Source organism: Clostridium sp. UBA2485, assembly GCF_002341865.1.
Classification (GTDB): domain Bacteria; phylum Bacillota; class Clostridia; order Clostridiales; family Clostridiaceae; genus Clostridium_J.
The window spans coordinates 1-19,832 of sequence record NZ_DDOV01000029.1; the positions used below are offsets into that span (position 1 = coordinate 1).

General features: G+C 28.3%; 22 protein-coding genes. 1 reads left to right on the top strand and 21 read right to left on the bottom strand.

The annotated features are described in order from the left end of the window. Positions 1–277: 277 nt before the first annotated feature. Positions 278–895: a helix-hairpin-helix domain-containing protein gene (locus tag B3603_RS03670; RefSeq protein ID WP_291560880.1), complete on the bottom strand. Its 618-nt coding sequence runs from the start codon at positions 893–895 to the stop codon at positions 278–280. Positions 896–1,009: 114 nt separating this feature from the next. Between B3603_RS03670 and B3603_RS03675 the strand changes: the two genes are divergently transcribed. Beyond that, a complete protein-coding gene (locus tag B3603_RS03675; protein ID WP_291560882.1) occupies positions 1,010–2,272 on the top strand; it encodes a D-alanyl-D-alanine carboxypeptidase family protein in 1,263 nt (420 codons plus the stop codon). Positions 2,273–2,473: 201 nt separating this feature from the next. On the opposite strand, the gene B3603_RS03680 is transcribed toward B3603_RS03675, so the two are convergent. From B3603_RS03680 to minC, 20 genes are all read right to left on the bottom strand, one after another. Further along, entirely contained in the window at positions 2,474–3,376 is a 903-nt protein-coding gene (locus B3603_RS03680) for an RluA family pseudouridine synthase (protein WP_291560884.1), read from the bottom strand. Positions 3,377–3,584: 208 nt separating this feature from the next. After that, a complete protein-coding gene (locus B3603_RS03685; protein WP_039632057.1) occupies positions 3,585–3,968 on the bottom strand; it encodes a RidA family protein in 384 nt (127 codons plus the stop codon). 50 nt (positions 3,969–4,018) lie between these two features. Then, a complete protein-coding gene (locus tag B3603_RS03690) occupies positions 4,019–5,338 on the bottom strand; it encodes an LCP family protein (protein ID WP_291560888.1) in 1,320 nt (439 codons plus the stop codon). 10 nt (positions 5,339–5,348) lie between these two features. After that, entirely contained in the window at positions 5,349–5,918 is a 570-nt protein-coding gene (gene yqeK / locus B3603_RS03695; protein WP_291560891.1) for a bis(5'-nucleosyl)-tetraphosphatase (symmetrical) YqeK, read from the bottom strand. Between the two features lie 13 nt (positions 5,919–5,931). Continuing rightward, complete coding sequence (gene nadD / locus B3603_RS03700; protein ID WP_291560923.1) at positions 5,932–6,534, bottom strand: nicotinate-nucleotide adenylyltransferase; 603 nt, start codon at positions 6,532–6,534, stop codon at positions 5,932–5,934. A 504-nt stretch (positions 6,535–7,038) separates the two neighbouring features. Beyond that, a complete protein-coding gene (yhbY, locus tag B3603_RS03705; protein ID WP_039632048.1) occupies positions 7,039–7,332 on the bottom strand; it encodes a ribosome assembly RNA-binding protein YhbY in 294 nt (97 codons plus the stop codon). A 10-nt stretch (positions 7,333–7,342) separates the two neighbouring features. Further along, on the bottom strand, positions 7,343–8,620 hold the full coding sequence (gene obgE, locus B3603_RS03710) for a GTPase ObgE (protein ID WP_291560893.1): 1,278 nt from the start codon (positions 8,618–8,620) through the stop codon (positions 7,343–7,345). Positions 8,621–9,202: 582 nt separating this feature from the next. Beyond that, positions 9,203–9,505, bottom strand: a complete 303-nt coding sequence (gene rpmA / locus B3603_RS03715) for a 50S ribosomal protein L27 (RefSeq protein WP_039632044.1) — start codon at positions 9,503–9,505, stop codon at positions 9,203–9,205. 4 nt (positions 9,506–9,509) lie between these two features. Further along, the gene (locus tag B3603_RS03720; RefSeq protein ID WP_291560897.1) at positions 9,510–9,842 is read right to left on the bottom strand and encodes a ribosomal-processing cysteine protease Prp; all 333 of its coding nucleotides are present in this window, start codon (positions 9,840–9,842) and stop codon (positions 9,510–9,512) included. Between the two features lie 2 nt (positions 9,843–9,844). Then, positions 9,845–10,156, bottom strand: a complete 312-nt coding sequence (gene rplU, locus B3603_RS03725) for a 50S ribosomal protein L21 (RefSeq protein ID WP_039632041.1) — start codon at positions 10,154–10,156, stop codon at positions 9,845–9,847. 187 nt (positions 10,157–10,343) lie between these two features. After that, positions 10,344–11,774, bottom strand: coding sequence for a ribonuclease E/G (locus B3603_RS03730; protein ID WP_291560899.1), 1,431 nt, complete (start codon positions 11,772–11,774; stop codon positions 10,344–10,346). 20 nt (positions 11,775–11,794) lie between these two features. Then, positions 11,795–12,499, bottom strand: coding sequence for a TIGR03936 family radical SAM-associated protein (locus tag B3603_RS03735; RefSeq protein WP_291560903.1), 705 nt, complete (start codon positions 12,497–12,499; stop codon positions 11,795–11,797). Next, complete coding sequence (locus B3603_RS03740; protein WP_291560906.1) at positions 12,468–14,327, bottom strand: TIGR03960 family B12-binding radical SAM protein; 1,860 nt, start codon at positions 14,325–14,327, stop codon at positions 12,468–12,470. Before B3603_RS03740 ends, B3603_RS03735 begins: the two co-directional genes overlap by 32 nt. Positions 14,328–14,533: 206 nt before the next feature. Beyond that, positions 14,534–15,406, bottom strand: a complete 873-nt coding sequence (locus tag B3603_RS03745) for a M50 family metallopeptidase (protein WP_291560908.1) — start codon at positions 15,404–15,406, stop codon at positions 14,534–14,536. 20 nt (positions 15,407–15,426) lie between these two features. Beyond that, positions 15,427–16,188 carry a M23 family metallopeptidase gene (locus B3603_RS03750; RefSeq protein WP_291560910.1) on the bottom strand — a complete coding sequence of 254 codons (762 nt, stop codon included), beginning with the start codon at positions 16,186–16,188 and terminating at the stop codon, positions 15,427–15,429. Between the two features lie 302 nt (positions 16,189–16,490). Next, on the bottom strand, positions 16,491–16,859 hold the full coding sequence (locus tag B3603_RS03755; RefSeq protein ID WP_291560912.1) for a methylglyoxal synthase: 369 nt from the start codon (positions 16,857–16,859) through the stop codon (positions 16,491–16,493). Positions 16,860–16,871: 12 nt separating this feature from the next. After that, entirely contained in the window at positions 16,872–17,972 is a 1,101-nt protein-coding gene (rodA, locus tag B3603_RS03760) for a rod shape-determining protein RodA (protein ID WP_291560915.1), read from the bottom strand. A 256-nt stretch (positions 17,973–18,228) separates the two neighbouring features. Beyond that, positions 18,229–18,495, bottom strand: a complete 267-nt coding sequence (gene minE, locus B3603_RS03765; protein WP_039632025.1) for a cell division topological specificity factor MinE — start codon at positions 18,493–18,495, stop codon at positions 18,229–18,231. A gap of 9 nt (positions 18,496–18,504) precedes the next feature. Further along, entirely contained in the window at positions 18,505–19,308 is an 804-nt protein-coding gene (gene minD / locus B3603_RS03770; RefSeq protein WP_291560918.1) for a septum site-determining protein MinD, read from the bottom strand. 14 nt (positions 19,309–19,322) lie between these two features. Continuing rightward, positions 19,323–19,832: septum site-determining protein MinC (minC, locus tag B3603_RS03775; protein WP_291560921.1), on the bottom strand; the 510-nt coding region annotated here is incomplete at its 5' end.

Below are 19,832 nucleotides of genomic sequence, written 5' to 3' on the forward strand. Positions count from 1 at the left end.
TTAATAGTTAAGAATGAAGAATTCAGGAAAAAATTCACTAAAGATGAATTTCTTAAAATAAAATTTATTTTTAAAAACTCCAAAGGTTTTGACGGTGGAGTTTTAACCATAATTTGTATCTTTAATTCTTAATTTTTAATTCATAAATAAGAACTTTTTTTGCAGAAATTAAAATCATATATAAGTTAAATTTCCATTATGGAACCCTATAATAATCTACTAAGATTATTTTTTAAAATTTTAATAAGATTTCAACGTAATCATTTTATAATAATCCCTATCTAATGTCCACCTTATCTCTAAATTTATCAATAGTCTTCTCACCTATTCCATCTACATTTCCCAATTCTTCTATAGACTTGAACCCATTATTAGCATTTCTATATTCAATAATTGCTTTAGCTTTTGAAGGTCCTATACCTGATAATTGAGTTAATTCTTCAATAGTAGCCTTATTTATATTAATTTTTGAAGAACTGTTAGAAGAATTACCTATATTATTTGAATTAACTATATTAGATTCTTCCTCTTTATCCTCTTTTCCATATATAACTATACAATCCTCGTCATTTAATGTTTTTGAGAAATGTACCCTATTAGTATCTGCTTCTTCTGTTAATCCTCCTGCCATAGTTATTAAATCTCTTATTCTACTTCCTTTTTTTAAGGTATATTCCTTTGGATATTTTATTTTACCTTTAATATCTACCACTATAACTTCCTCATCAAATGTTGAGTTCCTCTTTTCTTCACTATTTATATCCTTAGTCTCTACAAATATATCCTCATAAGCCTCCTTGCTATTATTTCTAGTTATTAAATATCCGCTAATAAGAAATACTATAGCTAATACTAATATGCAAATAGAACCAATAATTTTTTCTTTATCTTTCATGAAATACTCTCCTTTCTATTTTGAGTATTTCCATTTTCTATAAATATCTATCGATATTTTTTAATTTTTTTGATATAATGGTAGCTATCATATTAAAATTACTAGGAGGAAAATATGAAAAAAGCAATTGCAAGTTTATTATTAGTAAGTACTCTTTCATTTTGTAATTTCAAATACATATTTGCAGCACCATCAGCTCCTGATCCTAGCGCTGCAGGAATGGTAGTAATTGATGCAACTACCGGTGAGGTTCTATTTGAAAAGAACAAGGACGTTAAATATCCTCCTGCATCACCAACAAAGCTGATGACTGCACTATTAACTTTAGAAAATTGCAATCTAGATGAAAAAGTTACAGTAGGAGCTACACCTCCAACTATAGAAGGCTCTAGAATATACATAGATCAAGGAGAAGTACTTACAGTTAGACAATTATTATATTCTTTAATTATGGTTTCCGCTAATGATTCTGCACAAGCTTTAGCAGAACATATAGGTGGAACTCAGGAAAATTTTGCAAAAATGATGAATGAAAGAGCAAAAAAATTAGGTTGTAAAAATACTAATTTTACAAATCCACATGGATTATATGAACCAGATCATAGAACTACTGCTTATGATTTAGCGTTAGTAGAAAAAGAACTTTTAAAGAATCCTGAGTATATTAAGATTTCAAAGACAAAGACTTTATTTTTAGAACCTACAAATAAATATAAGGAAAAACGACCACTATGGAATGATAATAGGCTTTTACATGATTATGAAGATAATTATTATGAACCATGTATAGCAGCTAAAACAGGTTATACAGACGAATCATTACACTCCTTTGTAGCTTCTGCTGAAAAAGGAAATGAAAAATATATAGTTTCTCTGCTATATGATCCTTATAAGACTTATTTTAAAGATAGTAGAAGTATATTTGAGTGGGCTTTTAATAATTTCGATACAATAAAACTTTATAGTAAAAATGATTTAATAACTAATTATGAAGCTGAGGATGGTACCATAATTCCTCTACTAGCATCAAGTGATGAGTTTTATACTAAAGATTTATCTGTAAAAGAAAAACCTCAGATTTCTTTTAATACAGATAACCTTGATAAAAAGTCATTTTTAAAAGGTCAATCAATAGCTACTGCTATAATGAAATATAATAATAGTACAAGAGAAATTAAACTTATTAGTGGGACAGATTACACACCTAAAAAGTTTCCTGTAGTTGCTAAAATTATAAAAGATAATGAGAGAACTATAAAAATTGCTTTAATTATTGGATTTATACTATTACTAGTATTAATAGTACTAATAATAAGAGGAATAAATTTAAGAAAAAAAAGACGTAGAAGATTAAATAGATTAACAAGAAAGCACTAGAGTTTAAAGATTAAAAATGAAGAATGAAGAATTTAGTTGAAATTAACTCCTAGGAATTAATTCTATTAATGGATTTAAAAGTAACTAAATTACTTTTAAGATACATTCTCATAATTCTTCATCCTTCATTTTTAATTCTCAATTTATAAAAGTTTCGCTCTAAATTAGGATATTATTCAAAAAAATTTAATTAAAACTTCTCTAATTCTCTTCCTTCAATTTACTTAAAAGCCTCTCCATATCTTCTGGTAATTTACTCTCTAAGTTTAGCATTTCATCTGTTCGTGGATGAGGTATTATAAGCTTATAAGCGTGAAGCGCTTGTCTTTTTATGTACTGATTCTCTTCTATGCCATATAAACTATCACCATAAATAGGGTGTTTTATGTAACTTAAATGAACCCTTATTTGATGAGTTCTTCCTGTTTCTAAGGTTAGTTCCACTAATGTAGCATTTTTATATCGTTCTATTACTTTAAAATGAGTTATACTCTTTTGTCCATTACTCATCACTTCTCTTTTAATGCTATCTTCTGTAGGTCTACCTATAGGAGCATTAATGGTCCCACTTTCTTCTTCTATTATTCCATGAACGACAGCTAAATAACTTTTAGTGATTAAGTTATTTTCCATACTTTTAGCTAAGCTCATATGGGCAAATTGATTTTTTCCTATCATTATAAGACCAGAAGTATCCATATCTAATCTACTAACTAATCTTACTATACAATTTTCACCTTTCTCTTTAAAATAATAAAGTATACCATTTGAAAGAGTTCCTGTAGGATAGCTTTTTGTAGGGTGAACTACCATATTAGGCTGTTTATTCACTACTAACAAATCGAAATCTTCATATACTACATCTATATCTATATTTTCTGGAATAATATTTTGACTTTCATCTTTATTAACTTGAACTTCAATAATATCTCCTTTATTTAGCTTATGATTCAATTTAACAATACTTTTATTAACATATATTCTTTTATTAAGACCAGCATTTTTAGTGAATCTTCCAGAAAGCTCTAATACATTTGTCATATATTCTCTAAGTTTCATTCCTTCTCCGCATTCTAACACCTTATATATTAAATTGTTATTCATATCTCACCTCCACTTTATACAATTGACAATTAGCTATAGATAATTATGTATAACTTCTCCTTATTTGAAAAAGCTTTCAATCAATTTCTTAATAGAATTTGTTATAAATAATCAATCTCACTAAAATTACATTTAATATTGTTTTTACTTATTAATCAAACTATTTTCGTCGGTTAAAAACCTCGAGTAAATACTCGAGGTTTAATAATTATTCAACTATAGCTATAACTTCAATTTCAACTAAAGCATCTTTTGGTAAACTTCCAGCTTGGAAGCAAGATCTTGCTGGTGGATTATCGCCAAAATATGTAGCATAAACTTCGTTCATTGCAGCAAAATCATTTATATCTTTTAATAATACTAAAGTCTTAACAACTTTATCCATAGACGTTCCAGCCTCTTCTAAAATAGCTTTAACATTGTCTAGTGATTGTGCTGTCGCTTTTTTTATATCATCATTTATAAATTCCCCAGTTGCTGAATTTATTGCCAACTGTCCTGATGTATATACCATATTTCCTACTTTAACAGCTTGTGAATATGGTCCTAAAGCTGCTGGAGCTTTAGCTGTGTTTATTATTTTCTTTTCCATGTTGAAATCCTCCTTAAATTTGTTTATATATTTACATATAAATTATATGTTTAATAAACAAAATCCCTATCCTCACCTAATATAACTTCTACTTCAAATTTCTCATTATATTCGGACATATATTCTACGTCATCTATATTAAAATCCTTTTTAATAACTTCTACAGCATCCTTTTTTAATCCATATATCTTAATCTTAGAAGTTTGTCTATTCTCATTAGCATTTCCTGTAGTATATTGACTATAGCCTTTTTTAGCTATATTTTCTCCAAAGTTTCCTGCTAATCCCTCTTTGGTTGTAGAATTTAGTATGTTAATTCTAATATTATTTTTTTTAAATCCTTCTACTTGCTTTTCAGCATTGGACTCTATTTGCTTTTCATTGTTTAATATAGATAAAATATCACTATTTGATTCTGGTGTATAAATAAAATAAGATATTCCACCTATCCATGCATCTTCACCAGAAATTACGTGAAAGTTTACTTTTTCTTTTGAAGTACTAGCTAAGCTTAAGCCATAATCCATTATATTTAATGCACTTAAATTAGTCTCTATATATTCTGGGAAGACTGATAGCACATTAGGAAGCTTCGGTATTATGCTTGGACTTTGTATTTTTGCTAATAAGGTTTTAAAGAATTTTTGTTGTTCTTTTATCCTTCCCAAATCTCCTTCTGCAAGTCCAGTTCCATCATTGTTTTGTCTCCATCTTACAAAGCCCTCTGCCTCTTTCCCATCTAAATGCTGTGGTTCTTTACTAGCTTCAAAGTATATGTGCAAATCCTGTGTAGGATCGTCATAATACATATTTCTTTCTATGACTACATCTACTCCACCTATTGCATCAATGAACTTCCTAAAACCTATAGTATTTACTTTTACATAATAGTCTATGGTAGTATTAAATAACTCTTCTACAGAGTCAACTAAATATTGTACACCACCTATTGCATGAGCGGCGTTTATCTTTTGTTCCTGCCCATCAATAGTTACTTTTGTATCTCTAGGAATTGAAATAATATCATATTTCTTTTCTTTTCGATTATAATGCACTAACATTATGGTATCTGTTCTCTTCGGATCATATTTATCATTTTCATCACCAGATCCTAGGTCCAATCCCATTACAAGAAAATTAGCAGAACCATCACTAGATAAAGTATCATTTTTATTTCCTTTATTAGCACCAGATTTTTTAAGATCTATAGCATTATTATCAAAACTAGATAAATAAGCATATACTCCACCAGATAATAAGACTCCTATTAGTAAAATTGTAAATAGAACTCTTAATAAAATAGATGACTTTTTCTTTTTTCTTTTATTTTTTCTTACAGATTCATTATTTCGTTTATTATTTTCTCCCATATTTAAACACCTACTGCTTCTGAATTAGTAAATAATTTCTAGCTTCTATTGTATTCTTATGTAATAAAAGTTTTTTAGATAATATGTATTTTATAGTGTTTTCACAACATTCAATAACAGCTTCATCTAAATTCTTATATGCAAGTTCTCTTAAAGATTCAACTCCTTGAAAATTTCTTGAAGGTTCGATGTAGTCTGCTACATATATTATCTTTTCTAGTAAACACATATTAGCTCTTCCTGTAGTATGATACGTAATAGCATTTAATATATCGCTATCTTCAATACAAAAGGTATTTTTAGCTATATATGCTCCGACAACACCATGTAATAACTGAGGTGAACTATAATAATCCTCATCTATTTCATGATTATTTTCCTTTGAAATTCTTATAAGCTCATCATTGTTCATATTTTTTGCTGCGTCATGTAATAGTGCTGCTATTCTTGCCTTTTTAGCATCGACATTATACTGTATTGCCAATTTTTCAGCAACATCTACAACACCTAAAGTATGAACATATCTTGATGGCTTCAAACACTTTTCAAGATATTTTTTTATGTCATCTTCTATTAACATTTTTTCACTTCCTTTATTTATACAAGTTAAGCTTTTTAATAATTTTGTAGGCTTCATAAGGAAGAAGATATTTTACATTTTTATTTTCACTTATTTTCTTTTTAATTATGGTAGAAGAAATATCGATTACAGGCATATTTAAGAATATAATATCTGTATTATATTTTTCTTCAATATTTTTCTTTTGCTTTTTTATTTCTTCAAGACTATACCCTGGTCTTGTAAAAACTACAAGGGTACAATTCTCTAATATACCTTTCACATTTCTCCAGCTTTCTAAATCAATTAAACTGTCTGCACCAGTTATAAAAAACCATTTAGTATTAGGCTCTAGAGTATTAAAATGTTTTAAAGTTTTATATGTATAACTTAATTCAGTACTATTTATTTCATAATCACTTATATCAAATCTTATTTCATCCTCAATTGTAGATTTTACAATTTCGTATCTTATTTTACCTTCTGTAACTTTTCTCTGAATCTTATGTGGCGGATTTCCACTAGGTATAAAAATAATTAGATCTAAATTTAAGTTATATAATGCTTCATAAGCAATATGCATATGGCCGTTATGAATTGGATCAAAGGTTCCTCCAAATATTGCTTTTCTCATAATAAAAACCTTCTTTTTCTATATTATATAATAACATAATTTTTACTTTTTACCAAATACAAATTTAATCCCTTATATTAAATCATACTATATATAAATGTACCACATTAAAATATAATGTATACTCTAATAAAGCTGTTTACTTAGGTATTCTAATGCACAGCTCAAAATAATGGAGAATTGACGATTGACAATGGAAAATTATTGATACTTCTCTTTTGTAAGAGAAGTTTTCAATTGATTTATTTTTTTAAGCAACTTAGTCACTTCTTAAAAAGGAACAGCAATTGTATTGCTAGTAAAAAATCAATTAAAGAAATTAGTTTTATTAAGACTAATTTCCATCATAATTATCAATTGTCAATTTTCAATTCTCCATTGATTAAAGTTATAAATTGAAATATTTAATAGTGTAGTTATTAGCTACATATTAATTTTTAAGTAGTATATATAGATATATTAAAAATATTATTTAAAAAACCATGAAAATTCATGGTTTTTTATCATTTACTTTGGAAGTTCTATTTTAGGCTTTTTAGCTGATTTTCTATATATAACTAATTTACTTCCTATAGCTTGAATGCCTTCACATCCTAATTTTTCACATAAAATGTCAGATGCTTCTCTAGGTGTCATTCCACTGTTATTTAATGTTTTAATTTTAATAAGCTCTCTTGCTTCTAAAGCTTGATCTACTTGTTTTAAAAAATTTTCCTCTATTCCACCTTTTCCCACTTGAAATATAGGATCTATATTATTTGCTAAGCTTCTTAAATAGCTTCTTTGTTTTGTACTTATCATAAAACTCCTCCTATAATAAAAACTCAAATTCAAAATCATTAAGTCTTATAATATCACCGTCTTGTACTCCCATAGTTTTAAGCTCATCTAGCACACCTTTGTTTCTTAAAACCTTGTGGAAATATCTTAAAGAATCCGGATCATTTACGTTAACACTATTAAGTAATCTATCAACAAAGCTTCCCTCTACAACGAATATGCCTTCTTCTTCTTCACGTATTGTATAAGTAAATCTCTTTTCCTCAGGTACGAATCTTTCATCATTATTAATTTCAAGCTCTTGAACTGGAATATGGCTCAGCATCTCTGCTGCCTCTTTCATAAGCTCATCTACTCCTTGATTTGTAGCTGCTGAAATTTTAAATACTTTATTATATCCCATTTCATTTAGTTGTTTCTTAAAGTTTTCAAATACTTCTTCATCAAATAACATATCTGTCTTATTAGCCGCTATTATCTGTGGTCTATCCCATAATTTAATACTATATTTTTTAAGTTCTTCGTTTATTTTCTTAAAATCTTCAATTGGATCTCTGCCCTCTAATCCTGATATATCTACAACATGTATAAGTAATCTTGTTCTTTCTATATGTCTTAAAAAATCTAAGCCTAAGCCTACTCCTTCTGCAGCGCCCTCTATTATCCCAGGAATATCTGCAATTACAAAGTTTTGTATTCCTTTTAAACTCACTACACCTAAATTAGGCTTTAATGTAGTAAAATGATAGTTTGCAATTTTAGGTCTTGCTTTAGAGACTACTGAAAGTAACGTGGATTTTCCTACATTAGGGAATCCTAGAAGTCCTACATCTGCAAGCAATTTAAGTTCAAGCTTTATCCATCTTTCCTCACCAGGCATACCTGGTTCTGCAAAACTTGGTGCCTGCCTTGTTGGAGTACAGAATTTAGCATTTCCCTTTCCACCTTTTCCGCCTTTACAAACTACATATGTATCACCAGCATGAGATAAATCGCACATTATCTTATCTGTTTCTACATCTCTTATTACTGTACCCATTGGTACATCTATTATAAGATCTTCACCATCTTTACCATAGCACTTTGATCCTTCACCTTTGCCTCCATCGTCAGCTATGAATTTTCTATTATAAGAAAAATCTAGTAGTGTAGTCATATTAGGTTCTACTCTTAATATAACACTTCCACCATTACCGCCATCTCCTCCATCAGGACCGCCAAGTGGCACGTATTTTTCTCTTCTAAAGGAAACAGATCCATTTCCACCATTACCAGATCTAACAAAAATTTTGGCTGTATCTATAAACATACTTTTTCACCTTACCTTAAATAAAAATTATTTTAACATACATAACTATATTATTTACTAAATTTAATTTTTTATGGATAGTTTATAGTATTGAGAGATTTTCTCTGTAAATCTTATAATATAGTAACAGTAATTTATTATAAAGTATCTTGTTAATTAAGAATTAAGATTTAAGAATTCTAGATACTTCTTCTCTTATACAACTCACAATGCACAGTTTACAATTATGGATACTTCCCTTTACAGGAGAAGTTTTAAATTGATTTATTTTAAAAAACTAGTAATGTAAATGCTAGGAAAAATCAATTAAAGAAATTAACTCCTTAGGAATTAATTTCAACTATGATTGTCAATTCTCCATTATTTTAAGTTGTTAATTAAAACATATTTGTCTATATATTAAATTTTGAGACACCACATCTATACATTTTACATTTTAAAATACTTTTAAGTTATTTCCTTATATCCATAGACACTTGGCCTATAATTCAATTCTCAATTCTTAATTCTCAATTTATCAGTTTAATTCATAAACTTTGATTCTATAGATTAAAAAAGCACCCTAGCAGGGTGCTTTATCAACTATTCAGCCATTGCAACTTCTACATCGATTGGGTAAACGCTAGCTTTTTTTCTATTTTTGCCCATTCTTTCGAATTTTACAACTCCATCTATTTTAGCGAAAAGAGTATCATCTCCACCTATTCCAACGTTGTTTCCTGGATGGATTTTTGTTCCTCTTTGTCTAACTAGGATGTTTCCTGCAAGCACAAATTGTCCATCTGCACGCTTAACACCAAGTCTTTTAGATTCACTGTCTCTTCCGTTCTTTGAGCTACCTACTCCTTTTTTGTGAGCAAATAACTGAAGGTTCATAATTAGCATAATACTACACCTCCTCTATCTCTATCTTTATATAATCACCGTACGTAAATGCCATACTTTGTAATCCAACATGCATAGTTCTAATTAAAACTTGACATTTCTCAATGTCTTCACTTGCCAGATTTTCTAACGTTAAATTTATAATCCCATCATTCAATTCATATTGTGGTTTTAACTTTAAAACCTCTTCCATACCAAGTATGGTGGTTTGTGATATTACTGATATCCCACAACATACTAAATCTATATCTAGATTTTCAGATTGTGGAGCAGCATGACCACTAACAGTAAAGCCAACATATGTATCACAGTCTTTGTAAAATTTAACCTTAGTCATAATTAAGCTTCTATCTTTTCAATTACTATCTTTGTAAAAGGTTGTCTGTGTCCTTGTTTCTTTCTGTAGTCTTTTTTTCTCTTATATTTGAATACTATAACTTTTTTAGCTTTTCCTTGTGCTACTACTTTAGCAACAACTTTAGCTCCTTCAACTACAGGTTTTCCAATTACTAATCCTTCTTCTTTTCCAACTGCTAAAACATTATCAAATTCTACAGTTGAATCAACGTCAGCTTCAAGTTTTTCAACGAATAATACGTCTCCCTCTTGAACTCTGTATTGCTTTCCTCCAGTAAGTAAAACTGCGTACATTAAAATACACCTCCTCAATCCAGTCTCGCCATTTAAGGTACATTTAATAAAATTAAATGATTTAATAAAACCTCTTCTGTGCGGTCTACAAAAGCCATTGTAGCATATCTAAATTTATTTGTAAAGGAATTTTATACTTTTTATAACAAAGATATAAATCATAAAATAAGTGATAAAATATTAATGACTATCCATATATCTTGCAATTTTCTAGATTTCTTATTTGATTTGCAAACATTAATGGTTCTATTTTAAAAGTATCCAAGTCGTGAATATAATTTATATATATACGCTTATCCAATGCATTTATATTTTTTATAAAAGTTATTAAATCTCTTTGAATTTCATTCTTATAAAATTCATCTATCTCAATATATATATCTTTGACATTCTGCTCACTATTTAGTCTTTTAATATTATTTCTAATCATATTTTCAATATAAGATAATTTTATTTTTACCCCTTTCCCCTTACATGATACACATTCTTCAAAAATATACTCATATATAGATTTTCCAGTTCTTCTTCTTGCGATTTGCACTAAGTTTAACTCAGTAAAATTATATATATTAGTTTTATTCTTATCATCTTTAAAATATCTTTTCAGGGTACTAATAACATCTTGTTTTTCATTATCTTCTATTAAATCTATGAAATCAATTAATATTATTCCACTTAAATTTCTTAATTTTATTTGTTCAGCTATAATCTTTGCTGCTTCAATATTTGTGACTAATGCCGTTTTTCTAAGAGATGAACTTTTTACATTTTTAGCTGAGTTAACATCTATTACATACATTGCTTCCGTTTTTTCAATAACAATATTTCCTCCACTAGGAAGAACTACTTTATTATTTCTAAGACTTAATATTTCTTTTTCAATACCATAATAATCAAAAAGCCCTATTGACCCATCATAAACTTTTATTTCACCTTCATGATGTTTAGAATTTAAAACTTCTTTACAATAATTAAAATCTGTATGATTATTTACAATAATATTATAGTCATCACCTGATGTTTCCCTCAATATATTCCCTAATATTCCTTCACTTCCATACAATAAGCCTATATTTTGATAATAAGTAAATTTGTTAACTATATTTTCATATATATTATATAGATTATACATTTCTTCTTTTAATATAGATAAGTCTACATTTTGTCCTTTAGTTCTTATAACTATTCCTAAATCTATAGGTTTATCTAAATTGTCTTCTATATATTTTATAAAATTCTTATCCTTTATTTTAGGTGAAAACTGTATTTTATTGTGACTATTAGTTATGACAATATAGCTACCTGGTAAACTAATTGAATTTATAACTTTAGGACCTTTTTTGCCAATTTCCTCTTTTATAACTTCAACTAATACTTCATCACCTTTTTTTATGCTTTTCATATTATCATTTAAATACATGTAAGCATTTTTTTTATAACCTATATCTATAAAAGCACATTTAATAGCAGGTACAATATTTTTAACTATACCCTTGTAGATATCAGAGATTTTAGGAAGCTGATTTTGTTCTTCAATGTAGCATCCCTTTAACACATTATCTTCTTTTACAGCAACTTTGAGAAAATCTTCTTGTCTTTCAATAAATATTTCTTTCAAAAAAAACTCTCCTAAATTTATTAAAAATACTGATTTAGAGAGAGGATTTTTTCATTTTTATATGCATACATATCAATTCTCTCTATATCTACAAAAGAATCTTCTTCTATAGATTCTACTTTTTCTTTTATATAATCGCTAAGTAAACTAGCTGAAAGATTTTCTCTACTACCGCAGGCTAATAATGTGTTTAATATTACTCTATCCTTTTCAGTACTATAACTAATTTCTTTTATTAATGGTTTTATATCAACTTCTTTTTCGCCTTTTTTGCTCTTTTTCACTATATTCCATTGACTTTCTTTATTTAAGTTCTTTATATCTTCTAATGCTTTATTCACATCTTTAACTTTTAATTTTATTATATATTTAGCAGCGTCAATTATAGCCATTGCTTGAGGCGCCTTAGAATTTTCCTTATTCTCAACCTTTTTTACGTCTAGAAATATAACACCTCTAGGTGCATTTTCGTTCAAATTCTTTAATATTTGATTTTCATCTATATCCTCTGTAAATACAACATCCATATACTCTCCTTTAGAATATGAACCTACAGATAAAGGTTGAGCTATAGATATAGTCATATGTGGATTAAACCCTTTAGAATATTCTATAGGCAATCTAGCTCTTCTTATAACTCTTTGAATTGTTCTCATTAAATCTAAATGAGATATAAATTTTATTTCACTTTCCTTAGTGTATTTTATTAAGTATCGCACCTTCAAAGCACTTTCCCTCCTTAAAGCTCACGTTTACACCACATCTTTCACATATTCCTCTACAATCTGGTGTAACAATGGCTTCCTTAGCTTTATTGTTTTCCTTTATTAAGAATTCTTTAGTAACACCTATATCTATAAAATCCCATGGAAGTATCTCCTCATAATCTCTTTCCCTGTAAGCATAGAAATCTCCATCTACATTACAGTCATTCATTGATTCATTCCATGTATCAAAACTAAAATACTCTCCCCAACCATCAAAGCGAGCACCTTTTTCAAAAGCCTTTATTAATACATCACAAAGTCTTCTATCTCCTCTTGCAAATACTGCTTCCATATAACTTACAGGAGACTCATGCCAATTGTATACTATAGCTTTGCTTTTAATTGAGTTTCTTAAATTAGAAATTTTTTCCTTAACACTAGGCATAGTATCCATTGGTGCCCATTGGAAAGGAGTAAAAGGTTTAGGCACAAATATAGATGTGCTAATTGTAACTCTTAAGCCTCTTTTTCTTATATGCTTTGGAACATTAAAGTATTGTTCTACTACTTTTTCACCCAGTTCTGCTATACCTATAACATCTTCCATAGTTTCATATGGTAATCCTATCATGAAGTATAACTTTAATGTTGACCATCCTGCTTCAAAAGCACTTCTACTAGATTCTAATAAGTTTTCTTCATTAACACCTTTATTTATAATATCTCTCATTCTTTGACTTCCTGCCTCTGGAGCAAAGGTAAGACCTGTCTTTCTAACCTTTTGAATTTCATTAATTAAATCCACAGAGAAAGAATCTATTCTTATAGATGGTAAGGAAACCCCTATTTTTTCTCCTTCATATTTCTTAACTAAAGAAAATATTAAGTTTTGAATATCTGAATAATCACAAATACTTAATGAAGTTAAGGAAACCTCTTCATATCCAGTTTTCTTGATAATTTCATCTACTTGATTTATAAGTGTGTCTGTCTTCTTCTCTCTAACTGGTCTATAAATCATACCTGCTTGACAAAATCTACAACCTCTTGTACAACCTCTAAAGGTTTCTAAGGTAATTCTATCATGGACTATTTCTGTATATGGAACTATAAGTTTATCTGGATATATATTTTCATCAAAGTTATTTATAATTCTTTTCTTAACGGTTTTAGGTACATCGTCATAAATAGGTTTAAACTCTTCAATTGTACTATCATCTTTATAAGTGACTTCATAAAGACTTGGCACATATACTCCCTCAATTTTACATACTGCTCTTAAATAGTCTTTTTTAGACTTATTTTTATATTCTTTATATAAATCTAATATTTCATGAATTACAATTTCACTTTCTCCTAAAACAAAAATATCTGCAATATCATATAATGGTTCAGGATTATAAGCACAAGGTCCTCCCATCATAACTATTGGACTTTTTTCATCCCTTTGAGAGGCTCTAAGAGGTATTCCTGACATATCAAGCATATTTAATATATTTGTATAGCTCATTTCATATTGTAATGTAAATCCTAAAAAATCAAACTCTGATAAGGAATCTTTACTTTCTAATGCATATAATGAAATGTTATTTTCTCTTAATTGCTTTTCCATATCAGGCCATGGTGCAAAGCATCTTTCACAAAAAGTATCTTCTCTTTCATTAATTACATAATATAATATTTTGCTTCCTAAATGAGACATTCCTACTTCATAAACATCAGGAAAGCAAAAAGCATAACGTATATCAACTACACTTTTATCTTTATTATAAGAATTAAATTCTCCACCTACATATCTAGCTGGTTTTTCAACTTTGTACAGTATATCATCGGAAATTTTATTCATTCAAATTCCTCCTTAAGTTAATTACAATACTTTATTTTATCATAAGCTAAGAATATTTCAAAATAAATGTTGATTATATAAAAACTACTTTAACATTTAAAGTATGGTCAAACATTTACTTTTAAAGTCTATATGTTTAATTACTATTATAAATTTAAGGCATAAGTATTTATCCTCAAAATATTAAGCTCCCTTTAAATGTTAAATTAAGGCTTTAGATCTCTATAAATGTCAAAATCTCTATTAATTATAAATTGTTCTAAAGTCATGTTCCCTTGATTCTTTAATCCATTTATTACTTCTTCTTCATATATAACCTCTAAAACATCCATATTATCGTCTAATACAGTAAAAATATTATATTTATTTTTATCCACTAAATCCAATAGCTGAAGTAATGTTAATTTATAGTGTACAGATATACTTTTATTTTCTATATAACCTCTTTTAATTAATTTTTCCCTTTTCTTTATTATATAACCCATAATTACATATACTATCCTTTCTTTTTCCTTTTTAGAAATAACCAAAATAAAAATAGCTATTAAGGCTAAGTTAATATTGGATATACCATAAAGCAAAGTAATAAAGTGAATTATGAGCAATATGTATCCTAAAATTATACTTATCCTTAAGGCTATTTCATTAGCTTTTTTATATAAAAATTTTGTTGTAAGTATATCTCTTAAAACTCTACCTCCATCTAATGGAAAGGCGGGGAACAGATTAAATAATCCAATGACCATATTATATTGTAAGAACAAAAGTATATAACTGTTGTTTATATACCTATAGACAATGTAGCTTATAAGAGCAATTATAAAATTTCCAATAGGACCACTTAATGAAATTATTATATCTTCCATAGGAGAAGCCTCATCTAAGTCTTTCAGTTTTAGGGCTGCCCCAATGGGTAGTATTTCTATACAAAATCCACTATAACCTAGAATTCTAGCAGTAATGTAATGAATCATTTCATGAATTATCACTATAATGAATCCTAATAAAAGCTTATAGTTTATTCCTATAATAATTAAAAATAATAAATAGGGTATAAAATATTTACTAAACCGTATCAATCCACTCCTCCTCCAAATTTTTAGGTTACCATATAACTATATACATCTTGCGTTTTTCCCATATATAAAATTTCAAAATAAAAGGTCTTGGGTTCTACAGTATCTCCCCTTATCTCACCTATGGTTTCATCTTTTTCTACTGATTGACCTACATTCACATAAATATCAGATAAATTATAATACTTACTCTCTATTCCTTTTCCATGGTCTATCAATATATAATTTCCAAGCTTATCATTATCTATCTTTTTAACTCTTCCATCATTACAACTTTTAATATACATATTCTCATAAACTTGAAGTTTTAAAGTTTCATTTATACTTTTATCCCATTTATTATTACCATAAACTTTTTTTGATGATACAGGTAAAGAATAATCACTTTGGATTTCTTCATCAATAGTTCTTCCACCTATAAAACCTATTTTAATTTTTTCTATTACTTTTATACTCATGTTTTCTATATCTTGAATATCTACACTTTTTGCTTTTTCAAAAATAGATTTATAATCATAACTTTTATTTATCATAGTTTTACTTAAATTATAAAATCCTACTGTATATTCATTTTTATATATCTTACATCCTAAAAATACTATGATTAAAAAAATTACTATGGAGAGCTGTATTATAAGTCTGTCACCATAATTTTTACAGGACCATGTCCATAAAGATTTACTTCTATTAGTTTCTCTATTAATTCTATTTTTTTGGTAATATGCAGATTTATTTCTAGTTAATGCTGAATAATATTTTTCATATTGTTCACTATAACCTCCCATTTTTCCTCCTTTATAACTTCTTACTTTTCTATTTTATATATATATTAAAATACTTGAATTTTATGAATAAAGTTTGAAAAAATCTTAACTTAGATATCTAAAATAAAATGATTAATTAAAGGCTGATACATTATTTTGTATTAACAAGTAAGAAGTTTACGTCAATACTGGCATCATCATATTTTCACAACAAAAGTAAATAATAAAAATAGCATATAACTTAAATTACTTAGTAATTTAAGTTATATGCTATTAGTTTCTCGTTTTAAATTTCCTATATGTTTTTAATTTTAAATACTTTTTTATCTGCTTTTTAAAGCTTTCATAATTACTTCAGCTGTGCCTAGGTTTGTAGCAAGAGGTATACAATGAACATCACATAATCTAATAAGAGCTGTTACATCTGGTTCATGTGGTTGGGCTGTAAGAGGATCTCTTAAAAAAATTATAAAATCCATTTCTCCCTGTGCAAGTCTTGCACCTATTTGCTGGTCTCCACCTAAAGGTCCTGACAAAAATCTATAGACTTCAAGATCTACTAAATCGGTTAATAGTTTTCCTGTAGTACCTGTAGCATAAAGTTCATGTTCATTTAATATATGCTTGTATCTTCTTGCAAATTCTATCATATCATCTTTTTTCTTATCGTGGGCAATTAGAGCTATTCTCATAAAAAATTCCCCCTAGAAATTTATTTTCTTTCTTCTCATACCAACATTTAATATTAAACCTAAAGATATAAAGTTAGTAAGCATTGAACTACCACCATAGCTAACAAAAGGAAGAGTAATTCCAGTTATAGGCATTACACCTATGGTCATACCCATATTTTGAATTATAGAAAACATTAGTGCTCCTATTATTCCTGTGCAAATTATACTTCCAGCTACATCCTTTGAAGTTTTTGCTATTTTTATTGATTTATATAGAATAATACCATATAAAGTTAATAGTATTAATGCTCCCATAAGACCCCATTCTTCTCCGATTACTGCAAAAATAAAGTCTGTATGGTTTTCAGGAACAAATTTATACTGCTTACCATTTAAAAATCCAAGGCCGAAAACTCCTCCAGATCCTATGGCAATTTTTGATTGTAATAGCTGTAAGCCATGACTTAGTTCAAATTGCTCTGGATTTAAAAAAGCTATAAATCTTGATTTCCAATAAGGTTTCATAAGAGGTGAATTCCATAAGGCAACTACGGTTAAGAATATACCACCCAGTCCTCCTACAATAGCTTTCCAATTCAAATTTGTTACGACAACTATTCCTAAAACCATAAAAAAGCATACCATAGTCATTCCCATATCCGGTGCTATAACTATAAGAAACATTGGTATAGCTGCATATATGCCAAGTTTAATAACGCTTTTCACATTATTTACATCTCCATCCATATCTTGAATTTGTTTAGCAAGCATTATTATCATACCAAGCTTGGCAAATTCAGAAGGCTGAAGGGCTCTACTTCCAATGCTTATCCATCCTGTTGCTCCATTTACTTCGCTACCTAGTACAAATTCTGTTAAAATCAATAATACAACACCTGCCCAATAAATAAGAGGTGCATAATTTAAAATTAGAGTATAATCGATTAATATTACAAAATACATAGTAACAAGCCCTACTATGAGCCATGCAAATTGTAGTTTTGCATAATATCCCCCTGTTGCACTATATATATTTGCAACAGAAAAAAGAACTAGAATTACTACCGCTACAATTATGCCGTAGTCTATTCTTTTTAATAATTTATTATTTAGCTTTAGATTCTTTAGCATATTTATCCCTCCAACATAAATATGATTATAACATATTTAATAAAAGAACAAAAGTAATGGCTAATTTCATAATTATTAATTAAAATAAAATTATTGTATAAATATATATATTTATATTTATGCGTATGAAATTACAAAAGAATGTAATATTGCTTGATAAATTAAATTTACATTTTAAAGCTTAGCCATATAATTTTTTTGTGAGCTACTATTGATTGAAAAAAGCTATGCATTTAAATAATGCACAGCTTTAGAGCTATCTATTTTTGATTTTTTTAATAGGTATACTGGCAATTAATGCTGGAGAAGCACCTTCAATTTCTTCAGCCTTTGTAAATTTAACATCAACATCGCTATCATCAATTTCTGCGTAATTAGATATAACCTTTAATAGATCTCCCTTTATCATTTCTAAAAAATCTGGCGAAAAATCAGCCCTATCATGAATTAATATCAATTTCAATCTATCTGTAGCAATATCCTTAGAAGACAATTTACTTGAAAATATTTTAAACAAATCCATATCTTCCTCCTATTTGTTGCCGAAGAATTTTTTTACTGTAGCCCAGAAGCCACCTTGAGAAGAAGTTTGATTTAATTCTACAAAAGGAACCTCTTCACCTGTAATTCTTCTTGCAATATTCTTAAAGGCTTGTCCTGCATCTGCAGTATTATCTAGTACTATCGGCTCACCTTTATTTGTTGATATAGTTACCTTTCTATCATCAGGTACTACGCCTATTAATTTAATAGCTAGACACTCTTTTATATCCTCAATATCTAACATGTCCCCATTCTTTGTCATTTCAAAATTAATTCTATTAACTATAAGCTCACTTTCTTCAAGTCCCTTTGCACAAAGCTTTCCTATAACTCTATCAGCATCCCTAACTGAAGTTATTTCTGGATTGACAACAACTATCGATTTATCAGCTCCTACTACTGCATTTTCGAAGCCTTGTTCAATTCCTGCTGGACAATCTATTATAACGTAATCAAAATTTTCTTTAAGTTCATTCACTACTCTTAACATCTCTTTTATATCTACATCATTTTTATCTCTTGTCTGCGCTGTTGGAAGTAAAAATAAGTTATTAAATCTTTTATCTTTTATTAGAGCTTGCTTTAATCTACATCTTTCTTCAATTACATCTAATAATGTAAATACTACTCTATTTTCAAGCCCCATAAGCACATCTAGATTTCTTAGTCCTGTATCACCATCTATAACTACTACCTTTTTATCCATAGCAGCTAAAGCTGTTCCTATATTGGCTGTTGTAGTAGTTTTTCCTACGCCACCTTTTCCTGACGTGATAACAATTGCTTCTCCCATTTATAATACCTCCATTAAATATATTTATTAATTAAGTACGGCTCTACGATTATATTTCCATTCTTAACTCTTGCAACCTCTGGATAAGCTGGTTTCATGCCATCCTCAGGTGCTCTTGTCATTATATCCGCAATTCTTATAATTTGAGGTTCTAGTGAAAATGCTGCTATAAATGATTTATCATTTCCTGTGCACCCTGCATGTACACTTCCTCTAATAGCTCCTACAACTACAATATTTCCCGCGGCATATACCTCTGCTCCTGGGTTTATATCTCCTATTATAACTAGGTTACCTGAATATTCATATACTTGTCCACTTCTTATGGTTTTCTTTAAATATTTAGTGCGCCCTTCATAAATACCATTAAAGACCTTATTCTGCTTTTCATCTATATCTTGAAAAATACAATCTCTTATTAAAAACTCCTCAAATAACAGATCCCTTAATTTCCTTAATTCTCTATCTGTAAATTCCTTTAATTGGGTTGTAATTTTCAAAGTACATCCTCTATAAAATCTTTT